This window comes from Sphingopyxis sp. (assembly GCF_035565275.1).
Lineage (GTDB): Bacteria > Pseudomonadota > Alphaproteobacteria > Sphingomonadales > Sphingomonadaceae > Sphingopyxis.
Map to the genome: position 1 here is coordinate 1 of NZ_DATMST010000231.1, position 16,600 is coordinate 16,600.

General features: G+C 64.6%; 15 protein-coding genes. 5 read left to right on the forward strand and 10 right to left on the reverse strand.

Going from position 1 to position 16,600, the window contains the following annotated elements:
• Window positions 1–806 (forward strand): 3-hydroxyisobutyrate dehydrogenase (gene mmsB / locus VN047_RS15890; RefSeq protein ID WP_325544341.1); only part of this gene is annotated, 806 nt, incomplete at its 5' end.
• Window positions 807–894: 88 nt separating this feature from the next.
• Here mmsB and VN047_RS15895 read toward each other — a convergent pair.
• The 9 genes from VN047_RS15895 to VN047_RS15935 form a co-directional block, all read right to left on the reverse strand.
• Window positions 895–2,928, reverse strand: a complete 2,034-nt coding sequence (locus VN047_RS15895) for a 3-hydroxyacyl-CoA dehydrogenase NAD-binding domain-containing protein (protein WP_325544343.1) — start codon at window positions 2,926–2,928, stop codon at window positions 895–897.
• A gap of 24 nt (window positions 2,929–2,952) precedes the next feature.
• Window positions 2,953–4,155, reverse strand: coding sequence for a serine hydrolase domain-containing protein (locus VN047_RS15900; RefSeq protein ID WP_325544345.1), 1,203 nt, complete (start codon window positions 4,153–4,155; stop codon window positions 2,953–2,955).
• A gap of 12 nt (window positions 4,156–4,167) precedes the next feature.
• Complete coding sequence (locus VN047_RS15905; protein ID WP_325544366.1) at window positions 4,168–4,971, reverse strand: SDR family NAD(P)-dependent oxidoreductase; 804 nt, start codon at window positions 4,969–4,971, stop codon at window positions 4,168–4,170.
• Window positions 4,971–5,747 (reverse strand): SDR family oxidoreductase, encoded by a 777-nt coding sequence (locus VN047_RS15910; RefSeq protein ID WP_325544347.1) that lies wholly within the window; start codon window positions 5,745–5,747, stop codon window positions 4,971–4,973. Before VN047_RS15910 ends, VN047_RS15905 begins: the two co-directional genes overlap by 1 nt.
• Window positions 5,744–6,811, reverse strand: a complete 1,068-nt coding sequence (locus VN047_RS15915) for a phosphotransferase family protein (protein ID WP_325544349.1) — start codon at window positions 6,809–6,811, stop codon at window positions 5,744–5,746. Before VN047_RS15915 ends, VN047_RS15910 begins: the two co-directional genes overlap by 4 nt.
• On the reverse strand, window positions 6,808–7,899 hold the full coding sequence (locus VN047_RS15920) for a Zn-dependent alcohol dehydrogenase (protein ID WP_325544351.1): 1,092 nt from the start codon (window positions 7,897–7,899) through the stop codon (window positions 6,808–6,810). The genes VN047_RS15915 and VN047_RS15920 overlap by 4 nt, the downstream gene beginning before the upstream one ends.
• A 68-nt stretch (window positions 7,900–7,967) precedes the next feature.
• Window positions 7,968–9,257: an acyl-CoA dehydrogenase family protein gene (locus tag VN047_RS15925; protein WP_325544353.1), complete on the reverse strand. Its 1,290-nt coding sequence runs from the start codon at window positions 9,255–9,257 to the stop codon at window positions 7,968–7,970.
• A gap of 110 nt (window positions 9,258–9,367) precedes the next feature.
• Entirely contained in the window at window positions 9,368–10,828 is a 1,461-nt protein-coding gene (locus VN047_RS15930; RefSeq protein ID WP_325544354.1) for an MFS transporter, read from the reverse strand.
• Window positions 10,825–11,682: an SDR family oxidoreductase gene (locus tag VN047_RS15935; RefSeq protein WP_325544356.1), complete on the reverse strand. Its 858-nt coding sequence runs from the start codon at window positions 11,680–11,682 to the stop codon at window positions 10,825–10,827. Before VN047_RS15935 ends, VN047_RS15930 begins: the two co-directional genes overlap by 4 nt.
• Window positions 11,683–11,855: 173 nt before the next feature.
• Between VN047_RS15935 and VN047_RS15940 the strand changes: the two genes are divergently transcribed.
• From VN047_RS15940 to VN047_RS15955, 4 genes are all read left to right on the forward strand, one after another.
• Entirely contained in the window at window positions 11,856–13,037 is a 1,182-nt protein-coding gene (locus VN047_RS15940) for an acyl-CoA dehydrogenase family protein (protein WP_325544357.1), read from the forward strand.
• Between the two features lie 3 nt (window positions 13,038–13,040).
• Entirely contained in the window at window positions 13,041–14,159 is a 1,119-nt protein-coding gene (locus tag VN047_RS15945) for an acyl-CoA dehydrogenase family protein (RefSeq protein WP_325544359.1), read from the forward strand.
• Window positions 14,160–14,175: 16 nt separating this feature from the next.
• Window positions 14,176–14,979 (forward strand): SDR family oxidoreductase, encoded by an 804-nt coding sequence (locus tag VN047_RS15950; protein WP_325544361.1) that lies wholly within the window; start codon window positions 14,176–14,178, stop codon window positions 14,977–14,979.
• Window positions 14,980–15,127: 148 nt separating this feature from the next.
• Window positions 15,128–15,646 carry a hypothetical protein gene (locus tag VN047_RS15955; RefSeq protein ID WP_325544363.1) on the forward strand — a complete coding sequence of 173 codons (519 nt, stop codon included), beginning with the start codon at window positions 15,128–15,130 and terminating at the stop codon, window positions 15,644–15,646.
• Between the two features lie 79 nt (window positions 15,647–15,725).
• Here the strand turns inward: VN047_RS15955 and VN047_RS15960 are convergent.
• The coding region (locus VN047_RS15960; protein ID WP_325544365.1) for a phosphoenolpyruvate carboxylase at window positions 15,726–16,600 on the reverse strand (875 nt) is incomplete at its 5' end.

Consider the following 16,600-nt stretch of genomic DNA (forward strand, 5'->3'; position numbering starts at 1 on the left):
ATGAGGTGCGCGCCTTCGACCTCAGCGAAGAAGCGCTCGCGCGCGCCGTCGAAGCTGGCTGTTCGCGTGCCGCGTCGACAGCCGAAGCCGTGACCGGCGCCGAGGCCGTCGTGACGATGCTCCCCGCGGGCAAGCACGTCGCGTCGGTCTATGAAGCCGACGTCTTCCCCAACGCCGCGCCAGACACCCTGCTCCTCGATTGCTCGACGATCGATGTCGCGACCGCGCGCTCGAACATCGCCGCCGCGACCGCCAAGGGCCTCGTCGCGGTCGACGCGCCGGTCTCGGGCGGTATCGCCGCCGCCAACGCCGGCACGCTGACTTTCATGGTCGGCGGCACCGATGCAGGCTTCGCGCGCGCCGAACCGATCCTCGCCAAAATGGGCAAGGCGGTGATTCATGCCGGCGATGCGGGGGCGGGACAGGGCGCGAAAATCTGCAACAACATGCTCCTCGGCGCCTCGATGGTCGCGACGTGCGAGACGCTCGCGCTCGCACAGAAATTGGGGCTCGATCCGCAGAAATTTTTCGACATCGCCAGTGTATCGTCCGGCCAATGCTGGTCGCTCACCAGCTATGCACCGCTCCCCGGTGTCGGCCCGACGACACCGGCCGACAATGATTACAAGGGCGGCTTCGCTGCGGCGCTGATGCTCAAGGACCTGCGCCTCGCGATGGAGGCCGCAGCGAGCGTCGATGCCGACGTCCCGATGGGGGCGAAAGCGCGCGAGCTTTATGAATCCTTCGTCGAGGCCGACAAGGACGGCCGCGACTTCTCGGCAATCATCAAGACGCTGCAGAAATAATCATCGCCCGAATTCCTCGGCGCGGCGCAACGCACAAGGCCGCCTGTCCCATGGGAACAGGCGGCCTCACCTTCATCTTTCAAGCGGCCTAGAAGCCCGACTTCGCCTCCGCCTTTTCCTTGAGCAGCGGCGCGATCTCGAAGCCATGCTTCTCGAGCGCCGCGACGATCTTGTCGGTGCCTTCCAGCCCGGCCCAGAACATCGGACCGCCGCGATAGACCGGCCAGCCATAGCCATAGATCCACACAACATCGATGTCGCTCGCGCGCTGCGCCTTGCCTTCGGACAGGATCAGGGCGCCTTCGTTGACCATCGGATACAGCGTGCGCTCGATGATCTCCTGATCGGTGATCTCGCGCTTCTCGACGCCCGCCTTGCTGCGGAACTCCTCGATGATCTCTGCGACGCGCGGGCTTTCCGACGGATTGCGCTTGTCGTCATAATCATAGAAGCCCGCCTGCTTCTTCTGGCCCCAGCGACCCTCGGCAGCGAGCGCGTCGCGGATGCTTTCGATGCGGTTCGGGTCGCGGTGCCAGCCGATGTCGACGCCTGCGAGGTCGGACATCTGGAACGGCCCCATCGGCATGCCGAATTCGACATGCACCTTGTCGACCTGCGCCGGCGTCGCGCCTTCCATCAACAGCTTCATCGCTTCCATCTGGCGCGGCTTCAGCATGCGGTTGCCGATGAAGCCGTCGCACACGCCCGCGACCACCGCGACCTTGCCGATCTTCTTGCCGATTGCCATCGCCGTTGCCAGCGCGTCGGGCGCGGTCTTTTCGCCGCGCACGACCTCGAGCAGCTTCATGACGTTTGCGGGCGAGAAGAAATGCATGCCGAGCACGTCTCCGGGGCGGCTCGTCGCGGTCGCGATCTCGTCGATGTCGAGATAGGAGGTGTTCGATGCCAGGATCGCGCCGGGCTTGGCGATCTTGTCGAGCTTACCGAAGATGTCCTTCTTGACGTCCATATTTTCATAGACGGCCTCGATGATCAGGTCGCAGTCGGCAAGATCGTCGAGGCTGAGGCTCGGCGTCAGCAGGCCCATCATCTGGTCGACCTGTTCGGGCTTGAAGCGGCCCTTGGCGGCCGATGCGTCGTAATTCCTGCGGATCACGCCGGTGCCGCGATCGAGCGCTTCCTGCTGCATCTCGACGATCGTGACCGGAATGCCCTTCTGCAGGAAGTTCATGCTGATCCCGCCGCCCATCGTGCCGGCACCGATCACGCCGACCTTCCTGATGTCGCGCAGCTGCGTGTCCTTGGGCAGGCCGTCGATCTTCGCGGCTTGGCGCTCGGCGAAGAAGATGTGCCGCTGCGCCGCTGACTGGCTGCCGAACATCAGCTTCATGAACTGCTCGCGTTCGAACGCGAGGCCTTCGACGAAGGGAAGGCGCGTCGCCGCCTCGACGCAGGCGAGGTTGGCGTAAGGCGCCTCGAACCCGCGCCAGCGCTTCGCGTTGGCGGTCTTCAGCTGTTCGATCACGGCGACGTCGCCGAACACCGGGCGTTCGCGCGTCGGGCGCGGACCGTCGGCGATCTTCGCGCGCGCAAAGGCGATCGCGTCGGCAGCGAGGCTGTCCTCGCCCGCGAGTTCGTCGACGAGGCCAAGTTCCTTCGCCTTGGCTGCAGGCAGCGGATCGCCGGTCGAGGTCATCGTCGCCGCAGCCTCTACGCCGACGACGCGCGGCAGGCGCTGCGTGCCGCCCGCGCCGGGCAGCAGGCCGAGCTTGACTTCGGGGACGCCGAGCTTCGCCGACGGCACCGCGACACGGTAATGGCAGACGAGTGCGGTTTCGAGCCCGCCACCCAGCGCAGTCCCGTGGATCGCCGCGACGACCGGCTTCGACGCCGCTTCGATGCTGTTGAGCACCGCGTTGAAGTCGGGGCCGCGCGGCGGCTTGCCGAATTCGCTGATGTCGGCGCCCGCGATGAAGGTCGCGCCGGCGCAGCGCAGCACGATCGCCTTGACACTGTCATCGGCGAGCGCGGCGCCGAAATTGTCTTCGAGCCCCTGCCGGACGTGCCAGCTCAGCGCGTTGACGGGCGGATTGTTGACGATGATGACGGCGACGTCGCCATCCTTTTCCATCGTGACGGAAACGGGGGTATCTTCGGACATGGGAGAACTCCTTGGGTCTGGATGTCAGTCATCGATTGCGGCGTGGACAAGCGTCTTGACCTCGCGCCGCACGGGATAAGTGGAGGAGGGCATCAGCTGGGTCATGAAGACCATGCAGATTTCTTCGACCGGATCGACGAAGAAGCCGGTCGAGAACATGCCGCCCCAGTAGAAATCGCCTGCCGATCCCGGAATGCCGGCAGCCGCCGGGTCGAGCGTGACCGCGAAGCCGAGTCCGAATCCGACCCCGGCATTCTCGTCCTCGCTGAAGATGCCGACGCTGTGCTGCGTCAGGTCGCCGCCGCCAACGAGGTGGTTCGACGTCATCAGGTCCAATGTCTTGCGGCTGATGATCCGCATGCCCTCCAGCTCGCCGCCGCCGAGCAGCATCAGGCAGAAACGATGATAGTCGTGGAGGGTCGAGGCAAGCCCGCCGCCACCCGAATGAAAGCTGCGATCCTTCGCCCAGCGGCTGCGTGCGCCACCGTCGAAATCCTGCTTCTTCTCCTTTGGGTGAAAGGCATAGGCGTCGGTCAGCCGGTGCTGCCGGTCGGCGGGGACCTTGAACCCGGTGTCGACCATCCCGAGCGGCCCGAAGATGCGCTCCTGCAACACCTGCGCAAAGGGTTTGCCCTCGATGCGTTCGATCACCGCGCCGAGCACATCGGTCGCCATCGAATAATTCCAGTGTGCGCCGGGGTCGAACTGCAACGGGATTTTCGCGAGGTCGGCGATGAAGCTGTCCATCGTGTAATCGGCGTCGAAATCGTCGATCCGCGCCTTGCGATACGCCGCGTCGACCGGCGTGCGTTCCTGAAACCCATAGGTGAAGCCCGCGGTATGGCGCAAAACGTCGACCATGCGGATCGGAGAAGCGGGGGGCCGCGTCAGGAAGGGAACGTTGCCGCCGCCTGCGACGAAGACGCCGGTATCCCTGAACTCGGGGCAGAACTTCACCAGCGGATCCGACAAAGCGACCTTGCCCTCTTCGATCAGCATCATGAAGGCAATGCTGGTGATCGGCTTGGTCATGCTCGCAATGCGGAAGATCGCATCCTCTTTCAGCGCCTCGCCCGGCCGCGCCTCGCCGATGCACGACAGATGCGCAATCTCGCCACGCCGCGACACGAGCGTCGCCGCGTGCGGCAGTCGGCCGGTGTCGACATATTTCGCGGCGAGAAAGGCGGGAATGCGGTCGAGCCGCGCGGTATCGAATCCATGTGCCATATATGCGACCTATCAGTGCGAGGTTTGGCCAAGCAACTGGCGCGTCACGGGATGCGAACTGGTCAGCCCGCCATCGACCGCGATCGCCTGTCCGTTGACATAGCTTGCCTGATCGCTCGCAAGGAACAGCGCCACATTGGCAAGCTCCTCGGGCTGCGCCGCGCGGCGGAGCGGATTGAGCTGGCCGAGCTTGTGCGTGACTTCCTTGGCCTTCGCATAATCGAAGGTCGGCTTGGTCATCCCCGTTTCGGTCAGGCCGGGACACACTGCGTTGACGCGCACGCCGCTCGTCGACAGCTGTTGCGCCGCGACCTTGGCAAGGTTGATTACCCCCGCTTTCGACGCCGAGTAAGCCCCCGGGCCCGCGCCCGAATTCAGCCCCGCGACGCTCGCGGTCAGCACGATCGCGCCGCCGCGGCCCTGATCGACCATCGCCTTGCCGGCATGCTTCACCATCAGCGCGGGACCGATCAGATTGACGCGCAGCGTCTCGGCCCACGCTGCGGGGTCGAAATCGAAAACGCCGCCCATGTCGCCGATGATCCCGGCATTGGCGAAAGCGACGTCGAGGCCGCCATAGCTGTCCTTCGCGGCCGCGACGAGCGAGGCCACATCGGCCTCGACGCCCGCGTCGATCTCCAGCGCGACGACTTCGCCGCCGGCATCCTTCACCAGCTTGGCGGTCTCATGCACTGCGGCGGTCTTGTCGCCGATGACGAGCTTCGCGCCCTCGGCGGCGAAGCGCAGCGCGCTCGCGCGGCCGATGCCGCTTCCGGCACCCGTGATGATCGCAATCTTGCCGTCCAACGCGCCCATCATGCGCCTCCCGAAATCGTGGCTCCGCCATCGCATACGATGGTCTGGCCGGTGGTGAATGCCCCCGCCTTGCTGGCAAGGAAGACCGCGGCGCCCGCGATCTCGTGCGGTTCGCCGATACGCTTCAGCGTCGAGGCGGCGGTCGAACGCCGCAGATTCTCTTCATTTTCCCACAAAGCGCGTGCCATGTCGGTGCGGACAAGTCCCGGCGCGATGCAGTTGACGCGCACGCCGCGCGGCCCGAACTCGACCGAAAAATTGCGCGCGACCTGCATGTCGGCGGCTTTAGAGATGCCGTAGGCGCCGATGATCGGTGATCCTTTCAGCCCGCCGATCGAGCTGATGATCGTGATCGACCCTTCGCCGCGTTCGAGCATTTCGGGCGCGACCATCGTGATCAGCCAGTGGTTGGACAGGATATTATTGTCCATGATCTTGCGGAACTGGTCGTCGCTGATCCCCAGCCCGGGGCCGTAATAGGGGTTCGACGCGGCGTTGCAGACAAGCGCGGTGATCTTGTCGAAGGCAGCGCGCGTCTCGTTCACCAGATTCTGCAGATCGTCCTTCGACGAGATATTGGCGGCGACCGAAATCGCGGTGCCCGCGCCGAATCTTGCGTTGATCTCCGCCGCCGTCGCGTCGCAGGCGTCCTGCTTGCGGCTCGAAATCACAACCTTCGCGCCCTGCTCGGCCATCGCCTCGGCCGTCGCCTTGCCGATACCGCGCGACGATCCGGTGATCAGTGCAACCTGCCCCGTCATGTCGAACAGGCTCATGCGCCGGCCTTTCGTGCAAAGTCCCACGCCTTTTCGGCGAGCGGGCGGACGCGTTCGGACATGTCCCTCGCATGCTGCGACGAAGCGGTGCCCTCGATCACGCGCTTCTTGATGCCCTGGATAATGCCCGCGAGGCGGAAGAAGTTGTACGCGAAATACCAGTTCATGTCGGGCACGCCGTCGCGGCCGGTGGCGGCGCAATAACGCTCGACCATCTCGTCGAGTTCGGGAATGCCGAGCGCCTTGCGGTCGAGGTCCATCACACCCGACCGTCCGCCATTCTCGGTGACCCAAGCCATCGCGACATAAGTGAAATCGGCGAGCGGATCGCCGAGCGTCGACAGCTCCCAGTCGAGCACCGCGAGCACTTCGGGCCGGTCCTTCGCATAGATCATATTGTCGATGCGATAGTCGCCGTGGACGACGCTGGTGCGCGTCTGTTCGGGCAAGGTCGCGGGCAGCCAGGCGATCAGCTGCTCCATCTCGTCCATCGTCTCGGTTTCGGCGAGGCGATATTGCTTGGTCCAGCGGTCGACCTGCCGCCCGAAATAATTGCCGGGCTTGCCGAAGTCCGAGAGCCCCGCCGCCTCGACATCGACGCTGTGCAACGCCGCAAGCGTGTCGATCATCGCCTCATAGGTCGCGCGGCGGTTTTCGGGGGTCGATCCCGGCATCGCGCCGTCCCAGATCGTCTGCCCGTCGACCATCCCCATCACATAGAACCAGCTGCCGACGACATCGTCATCGGTACACAGGCCGTACTGCCGGGCGACGGGGAAACCCGTCTTGTGCAGCCCCGCTTGCACCTTGTATTCGCGGTCGACCGCATGCGCCGATGGAAGCAGCGGACCATAGGGTTTGCGGCGGAGGACGTAATTCCCGGACGCCGCCGAAATCTTGTAAGTCGGGTTCGACTGGCCGCCGGCGAATTTGCTCTGGGTCAGCGGGCCTTCGAAGCCTTCGACATTCGCTTCCATCCACGCCGTCAGCTTCACCTCGTCAAGCACATCGGCGCCCTCGGGGGCAACGGTGCCGCTGAATGCCTTTTGTGCGTCGAGCGTCATTGGTCGAATACGATCACCGACCGCGCGGCGTCGCCCTTTCGCATCTTGTCGAAACCTTCGTTGACCTTGGCGAGCGGAATCGTCTCGGCGACGATGCTGTCGAGGTCGAGCAGCCCGCGCAGATAGAAATCGACGAGGCGCGGGATATCGACCGGGAAGCGGTTGCCACCCATGATCGCGCCCTGCAACTTTTTGCCCGACAGCAAGTCCATCGCGCTGAGGCCGACCTTTTCGGCAAGCGGCATCATCCCGAGGATCGTCGCGGTCCCGCCGCGGCGGAGCGAGGCGACCGCGAGGCTTGCCGAAGCCGGGCGCCCGACGGCTTCGATCGCATGGTCGACACCGCCCTTCGTCAGCTCGACGATCTGCTTCGCGGCATCGTCGGCGAGCGCGTCGACGACATCGGTCGCGCCGAGCTTGACCGCCAGCGCGCGCTTTTCTGGAACCGGGTCGGCGGCGATGATCCGCCCCGCACCTGCGATCTTCGCGGCGTTGATGGTCGCGAGGCCCACTCCGCCGCAGCCGACCACCGCGACGGTCTCGCCCGGCGTGACCTTGCACGCGTTGAAGATCGTGCCCGCGCCCGTCGTCACCGCGCAGCCGATCACCGCGGCGCGGTCGAGCGGCATCTCGGGATCGATCGCGACGCACGCATGTTCGTGGACGATCATCGTTTCGGCAAAGGCCGAGAGGTTGAGCATCTGGTTGACCGGCGACCCGTCGGGCCGCGTGATGCGCGGCGCCGATCCCGCCGGCCGGCGTGTATCGCCGCCCATGCACAAAGACATACGTCCGCTGACGCAAAATTCGCAGTGGCCGCAGAAAGCCGACAGGCAAGTGATGACCGCGTCGCCGACCTTGACCGTGCGGACCTCGCTGCCGACCGCCTCGACGATGCCCGCGGCTTCATGGCCGGGGATCGCGGGCAGCGGGTGCGGATAGGCGCCGTCGATGAAATGCAGGTCCGAATGGCAAAGCCCGCAGGCAGCGGTGCGGATGCGCACCTCGTGCGGGCCGCAGTCGGCGATCACGACATCCTCGATCGACAGCGATTTGCCCGGTTCGATCAGAATCGCGGCTTTGGTCATTCATGCTCTCCATATGAGAGATTTGCCGTTCGTGCCGATGAGCGGCACGAACGGCAACAGGGTGGATTTTAACGCGAAGCGCCGATGTCGCCCGACGAGAAGCCCGGCTCGCTCGCATCGCTGTGCTTGGCGAATTCGATGCGGGCGATCGCGCGTTCGTGGACTTCGTCGGGACCGTCGGCGAGCCGCAAGGTCCGTTGATGCGCATAGGCCTTGGCCAGCCCGAAATCCTCGGACACGCCGCCGGCGCCATGCGCCTGGATCGCATCGTCGATGATCTTCAGCGCCATGTTCGGCGCCTGCACCTTGATCATCGCAATTTCGGCTGCGGCCGACTTGTTGCCGACCTTGTCCATCATGTCGGCGGCCTTCAGGCAAAGCAGGCGCGTCATTTCGATGTCGATGCGCGCCCGCGCCAGACGATGCTCCCAGATGCTGTATTCGGCGATCTTCTTGCCGAACGCGACGCGCGACTGCAGCCGCTTCGCCATCTTGGCGATCGCTTCCTCGGCGACGCCGATCGTGCGCATGCAGTGGTGAATACGGCCCGGCCCGAGGCGCCCCTGCGCGATCTCGAATCCGCGACCTTCGCCGAGCAGCATCGCCTCCTCGGCGTTGACGCGCACGTCCTTCAGTTCGATTTCCATATGACCGTGCGGCGCGTCGTCGTAGCCGAAGACGGGCAAATGACGCTTGATGTTCACCCCCGGCGCGCCGAGCGGCATCAGCACCATCGACTGCTGCGCGTGACGTTTCGCGGCGAAATCGGTCTTGCCCATCACGATCGCGACTTCGCAGCGCGGATCGCCCGCACCCGACGACCACCATTTGGTGCCGTTGATCACATAATCGTCGCCGTCGCGTTCGATGCGGGTTTCGATGTTGGTCGCGTCGGACGAGGCGACCTGCGGTTCGGTCATCAGGAAGGCCGAGCGGATCTCGCCGTTCATCAGCCGGCCGAGATATTTGTCCTTCTGCGCGCGCGTGCCGTAGCGGTGGAACACTTCCATATTGCCGGTGTCGGGCGCCGAGCAGTTGAACACCTCGCTCGCAAAGCCGATGCGGCCCATTTCCTCGGCGCACAGCGCATATTCGAGGTTGGTCAGGCCCGGGCCCTCGAACTCGAATGTCTCGTCGACATGGTGATGCACGCTGCTGCGCGGCGGCATGAACAGGTTCCAGATGCCGGCATCCTTCGCCTCGGCCTTCAGATCCTCGACGATCTGGATCACCTTCCAGCGGTCACCCGCCTTGTCCTGTTCGTAATAGGCGGGGACGGCGGGGCGAACCTTGCGCTCGATGAAATCGCGCACCCGATCGCGCCAGTAGACCTGCCGGTCGGTGAGATCGAAATCCATCTGCGCTTCCTTCCCTTTACGTTCACGTAAACCCTTGGACCGATTCGACGGCCTTGCCAAGTCCTGCCGACCTGAAATTACCTCATTTGGTCACGCGGCGCACTTTTCGCTTACGGATGCGCACCACTCGCGTCAGGTTCGCCGCGTGCGGCGTCGTCGAGCAGGGCCAGCCGGGCCTCATGATCGGCGCGCGAGATCGGGAACTTGCGCATCACGATCAACCCCAGCGTGCCGATGACGAGGATGGCGAGCGCGTAGCCGAGCGCAAGATTGCCCAGCACGCCCGCGCCCACCTCGCCCGGCTTTGCATTCGCCGGAAAAGCCGCGAAGGACAGGATCAGCCCCGCGACGAAGATGCCGATGCCGGTCGCGCATTTCTGCATGAAGAAATAGCCGGCGAAGAACAGCCCTTCGGACCGGCGCCCGGTCTCGCTCTGCGACGCTTCGACGACATCGGCCATCATCGACGACGACAGGATCATCAGGATGATCGAGAAGGTATTGGACACGAACACCAGCGCGAACATCGCCGCGACGCTGGGCTTGCCCGGCAGGCCGGGAAACACGCCCTGAATCCACGCGAAATAGATGCCGCTGTTGACCAGCAACGCGATCGCCCCTGCGACGATCGCGCCGTCGCGCTTGCCGAGCTTCGCCGACATCGGCGCGACGATCAGGAAGGCCGCGATCATCGTGCCGAACAGCAGGAAGACATAGGCGACCATCTCGCCCTGCGTGAACTGCCAGAAGAAGCCGAGCAGATAATTGTTCATCGAAAAGGTGATGCCCTGATTGACGAAGCCGAACAGCGCCGCAAACACCAGCCACAGGAAGGCACGGTTCGACAGCGTGTCGCGCATCTCGCCCAAGATCTGGCGCAGCGTGGTTGCGGGCTTGACGTCGGCGACATTCGACACCGCGATGCGGCTGTGCTGCCCCGCCGCCGACAGCATCACTGCCCCCGCCATCAAGAGCGCGCCGGTCAGCGCGTAGGGGAAATAGCCATCGGGATCGACGAGCCCTTTTGCGCCGCCGAAAAAGACGCCGTAGGCAAGCAGAAGGATCAGCAGCCCGCCGCCCCAGCCGAACAGGAAGCGGTAACGCATGACAGCTGTGCGCTCGTCATAATCGGCGGTCAGTTCGGGAACGATCGCGACCGACGGTACTTCGCACATCGATACCAGCGAACGGACGATGATTGCAAAGCCGATCAGCCAGACGACGGTCATCGCATCGCTCATCCCGGGCGGGTGCCACAGCAGCATCCACATGATCGCGAGCGGAATCGGCGCGCCGTAAAGCCACGGCAGCCGCCGGCCCCAGCGGCTGCGCGTGCGGTCGGTGAGTTCGCCGATCACCGGATCGACGAACGCGTCGGCGATCAGCGCGACCATGATCGCGGCACCGACGATCCCGGCGTCGAGCCCGATCACCTGATTGTAGAAGAGCAGCAGGAAGGTCGAAAAGCCGTTGTCCTTGACGCCATAGGCGATGCTGCCCAAGCCGTGCGTCGCCTTCAGCCAGACGGGCAGGCGTTCGGCCTTCGGCGCCGCCGCGCTTGCCGTGCTCACGCGCCGGCTCCGGCTTTCGCCGCTTCCTCCATTGCCAGCAGGGCGTCGAACATGCCCGGCGTTTCCTTGTCCCATGCGTGCCGCTGGCCGATTGTCAGCCCGCCGTCGACGAGCAGGTGCGTTCCCGTCATGAAGCTCGACTCCTCGCTGGCGAGGTAAGCCACCGCGTTCGCGATATCCTCGGGCTGGCCGCCGCGCGCGACCGGCTGCGCGTTCGCGCTCATCTGCGCAATCACTTCATTGGCCTGCGCCTTGAACTCGCCCGGTACGTCGAGCGAGGCGGTGAAGATATTGGTATTGATAAAGCCCGGACAGATGGCGTTTACGCGGATCCCGTATTGCGCGAGATCGGTGGCCGCGACCTTCGAGAGATGCAGCACACCCGCCTTTGCGACGGCATAGGCGATCGGCGAATAGCCCGCGCCGAGCGCCGCGACGCTCGCGGTGTTGACGATCGACGCGCCCTTGCGGCCCTTCATATGCGGCGCGGCATAGCGGATGCCCATCGCGACCGATTTCAGCACCAGATCCATCGTCCGGTCCCAGCCTTCGGGGCTGATCTCGTCGATCGGCGCGCGGTCGCCGCCGGCTGCGGCATTGTTGAAGACAATGTCGATACCGCCCGCCCTGGCTGCGGCTTCGTTCATCAGCGCTTCGATATCGGCCGGCTTCGTCACATCGCAGCGGGCGAAGTCGATCTTGCCATTCGATGCGGCGGCGAGCGCCCGCCCGCCCGCCTCGTCGATGTCGGCGGCGAAAACATGCGCGCCCTCGCTCGCGAGCTTCAGCACCGCAGCTTTGCCGATTCCCGATGCTGCACCCGTGACGACGGCAACCTTGCCTGCGAATCGCATGAAACCATTCTCCCGTTTTCTTTTGCCACTTAGCTTAGGCGCCAAAGGTGACGCGTCAACGGCGGCTTGTCGGACGCTACGGCGCCGTAAGGGCAGGCCTGTTTCTCCAAGTTGACGCTTGCGTAAACCAGCGAAGCGGACGTAGATTTGGCCGCAGAAGAGGAGCCAAAAGGATGAGCGAACTGGACGCTTTCCGCACCGGGGTGCGCGAATGGCTGGAGGCTAACTGCCCCGCCGAAATGCGCGAACCGATCCGCGACGAAGACGACGTCTGCTGGGGCGGGCGCAATTTCAAATTCAAGAATGACGCCCAGAAAGCGTGGCTCGATGCCTGCGTTGCCAAAGGCTACACCGTGCCCGACTGGCCGAAACCCTATGGCGGTGCCGGGCTGACGGCAGAGCAGACCAAGATCCTCAAACAGGAAATGAAGCGCATCAAGGCGCGCTCGCCGCTCGACAGCTTCGGCATCTGGATGCTCGGCCCCGCGCTGCTGCAATTCGGCACCGAAGAGCAGAAGGTCCAGTATCTGAACCCGATCGCGCGCGGGGAAATCCGCTGGTGTCAGGGCTATTCGGAACCGGGCTCGGGCAGCGATCTCGTTTCCTTGCAGACCTTCGGCGAGGACAAGGGCGATCATTGGGTCGTCAACGGATCGAAGATATGGACGAGCTATGCCGACAAGGCCGACTGGATCTTCTGCCTCGTCCGCACCGACAAGGCGAACAAGTATCAGGGCATCACCTTCATGCTCTTCGACATGGAGAGCAAGGGCGTCACGACCAAGCCGATCCTGCTGATTTCGGGCAACTCGCCTTTCTGCGAAACCTTCTTCGACGATGTCGAAGTGCCGAAGACGCAATATGTGGGTGAGATCAACCGCGGCTGGGACGTCGCCAAATATCTGCTCGGCCACGAACGCGAGATGATCTCGGGCGGCGGCGCGGGCGGCGACATGCTTAGCATCGGCGGCGCCTTTGCGAAGGCGATCGGCAAGAATGAAGCGGGCGAACTCGACGACCCGATATTGCGCGCCGAAATGGCGGCGTTCGACGTCGATGTCTTTGCGTACCGCGCGATGGGCGAGCGTTTCATGGACATGTGGAAAACCGGCCGCGCGCATCCGGCGTCGTCGAACATGATGAAATATGTCGGGACCGAACTCAACAAGCGCCGCCACGAACTGGTGATGTCGGGCGGCGGCAGCGAGGCGCTCGAATGGGACAGCGAAGAGACCAAGGGCGGCGCGCGGGCGCGGGGCTGGCTGCGCACCAAGGCCAATTCGATCGAAGGCGGGACGAGCGAAGTCATGCTCAACGTCATCGCCAAGCGTATCCTCGACCTGCCCGGAGCCTGACCCATGCCTTTGTATCACAATGACGACCAGGCGATGCTCAAGGACAGCGTCGCGCCTTTCGTGGCCGAACAGGCGCCGGTTTCGCACTTGCGCAAATTGCGTGACTCTGCCGACGCCACCGGCTTCTCGCGCGATCTCTGGGCGCAGTTCACCGAAATGGGCCTGCCCGGCATGCTCGTTCCCGAGGCGCATGGCGGGCTCGGCATGGGGCATATGGAAGCGGGCATCGTACTCGAGGAAATCGGCCGCAACCTGACCCCTTCGCCCTTCCTGTCGACCAGCGTTGGCGCGGTCGCCGCGCTCGCGAAAGCGGGCGGCACGCAGGCGGGCCGCTGGCTTCCCGCAATTGCCAGCGGCGAGGCGATCGTCGCGCTCGCGATCGACGAGGGCGCGAAGCATCGCCCCGAGCGCATCGCAACGACCGCGACGCGCGCCGGGAACGGCTTCCGCCTCGACGGCAAGAAGAGCTTCGTCCTCCACGGCCATGTCGCCGACATGAGCATCGTCGCGGCGAAGACCGACGGCGGCATCACCCTGTTCGCGGTTCCGAAGGACGCCAAAGGCGTCACCGCTGACCCGCGCCGCCTCGTCGATTCCAGCCTTGCGAGCCATGTCATGCTCGACGGCGTTGAGGTCGATGCCGACGCGGTGATCGGCGAAGTCGATGCCGGCGGCGAAATCCTCGACGCTTTGCTCGCCGCCACCCGCACCGGCGCAGCCGTCGAAATGGTCGGCGTCGGGCAGGGCGCGATGGACATGACCGTCACCTACCTCAAGGAACGCAAGCAGTTCGGCAAGCTGATCGGCGAGTTCCAGGGGCTCCAGCACCGCGCCGCGCATCTCTATGGCGAGATGGAAGTCGCGCGCGCCACGGTGATGAAGGCACAGGAACTGCTCGATCAGGGTAGCGACGGTGCGAAGCTGATGGTCTCGGTCGCAAAGGCGAAGGCCGGCCGCGCCGCCAACCTCGCGGTACGCGAAGGCGTGCAGATGCACGGCGGTATCGGCATGACCGACGAATATGACATCGGCCTCTACATGAAACGCGACCGGGCGCTCGCCGAATATATGGGCGATGTGCATTATCACATCGACCAGGTTGCCCGCATGAACGGCTATTGAGCCGGGGAGAGAATAAATGAATCTACAGGACATGTTCGGCCTCGACGGCCGCATCGCACTCGTTACCGGCGGCTCGCGCGGCATCGGCAAGATGATCGTCGAGGGGTATCTCGCCGCGGGCGCCGCGCGCGTCTACATCTCGGCGCGCAAGACCGCGCAGATCGAGGAAGCCGTCGCCGATTTCGAAACGCGCTATCCGGGCAAGGTTATCGGCCTTCCCGTCGATCTCGCGACCGTCGAGGGCTGCCGCGCGCTCGCCAAGGAACTCGAAGCGCGCGAGGAACGCCTCGACATCCTCGTCAACAACGCCGGCGCCGCATGGGGCGAACCCTTCGAGGGTTTCCCCGAAGCGGGCTGGGACAAGGTGATGGACATCAACGTCAAATCGCCCTTCTTCCTGACGCAGGCGCTGCACGGGCTCCTGAAAGCCGGCGGCTCGCACGACCGGCCGGCAAAGGTGATCAACATCGGCTCGATCGATGGCCAGCGGCTCAACCCGTGGGAAACCTATAGCTATCACGCGTCGAAGGCGGCGATCCTCTATCTTACCAAGCGTCTCGCCGCGCGACTGGTCAGTGACCATATCCTGGTCACCGCGATCGCGCCGGGCGCGTTCCAGTCGGACATGAACAAGGCTGCGCGCGACCATGGCGATTCGGTCGCCAAGAGCATCCCGACCAAGCGCATCGGCGTTCCCGAGGATATGGCAGGCGCCGCGATCTTCCTCGCGTCGAAGGCGGGCGACTATGTCGTCGGCGATACGATCACCGTCGACGGCGGGCTGGTGCACGGGAATGTCGGGACCAGCATCGACGCCTGATCCTTCCCTCGTGGACCCCGGATTTGATTCGGGGCCACGACCGGGCTGCGGGATGGATGCCGGATCAAGCCCGGCATGATGATTTACGGAAATTGACTCGATCAACCTCAAGGTGTATTATATAGCTAATGCACCAAGGAGATTGTCGATGCGTCTTGCGTTCCTGATCCCCCCGATGATGCTCCTTGCCGCCTGCGGGTCGGAGGAGAAGAAGGCCGATGAGGGCACCCAGGTCTCGATCAACGCCGGCGGCGATGGCGGCGGCGTCAAGATCCGGACGGGCAAGGACGGCGGCAATCTCAAGATCGGCGGCGAGGGCGTTGCGATTGACGTCGACATCCCCGATTTCGTCGATCTCGATATCGAGAGTGATTTCGATATCGACGGCGTAAAACTCTATCCCGGCAGCAAGGTCACCAAGGTCGACGTCGATGCGAGCGACAAGGGTGGCGCCGACAAGGCGACAGTCAAACTCGGATTCACCTCGCCTGCCCCGCCCACCAAGGCCGCCGACTGGATGGCGGGCGAATTCGCGCAGAAGGGCGTCAAGGTCACGCGGAGCGGCGACACGCTCGCGGGCAAGGACAAGGATGGCGCCGATTTCCGGATCAACTTCGCTCCCGACGGCGCGAACGCCAAGGGTGAGGTGGTGATCACGAAGGTCTGACTTTCGTGCACCCCGGCGAAAGCTGGGGCCCGGAATTCCGTGTCGCCGCTGGACCCCGGCTTTCGCCGGGGTTCACCTATTATCCGCTATTCCTGAGCGCCGTCGCGATCGCATTGATCGTCAGCTGGATACCCTCGGCGATGCGCGGGTCGGTCTCCCCCGCGCGGTGGCGTTTCATCAGTTCGATCTGGAGCAGGTTGAGCGGTTCGATATAGGGCAGGCGCAACCGGATCGACGCCTCGAGCGCGGGGTTCTTTTCGAGCAGCCGCGTCTGGCCGGTAATGTCGAGCAGCCCGTCATGCGCGCGGTTCCAGCCATCGCGGATGCGGCCAAAGATCGCGTCATGCCCGCCGATGCCCGCCGCGAGCTCGGCGTAGCGCGCCGCGATCCCCATGTCGGATTTCGCGAGCACCATCTCCATATTGCCGAGCAGCGCCGCGAAAAACGGCCAGCCCGCCGCCATGTCGGCGAGCAGTGCCTTGTCCTCGAACGCCGCAAAGCCCTCGCCGGTGCCGTACCAGCCAGGCAGCATCGCGCGCGACTGTGCCCAGCTGAACACCCACGGGATCGCGCGCAGATCCTCGATCGCGCTCGACTTGGTACGGCTCGACGGCCGCGACCCGATCTTCAGCGTCGCGATCTCGGCGATCGGGGTCATCGCGCGAAAGAAATCCTTGAACGCCGGCGTGTCGTAAACGAGCCCGCGATAGGCGGCGAAAGCGCCGTCCGAAAGCTGGTCCATCGCCGCGGTAAAGCGCGCCGCATCCGTCTCGCTCAGCGCCTCGGGCTCAAGGCTCGCGAGCAGGCTCGCCGACACCATCGCCTCGAGGTTGGTCGCCGCGCTCGCCGCAGTGCCATATTTCGCCGCGATCACCTCGCCCTGCTCGGTGATGCGGATGCGCCCCTGCACCGTGCCCGCGGGCTGCGCGCGGATCGCGGCAAAGGCGCTGCCGC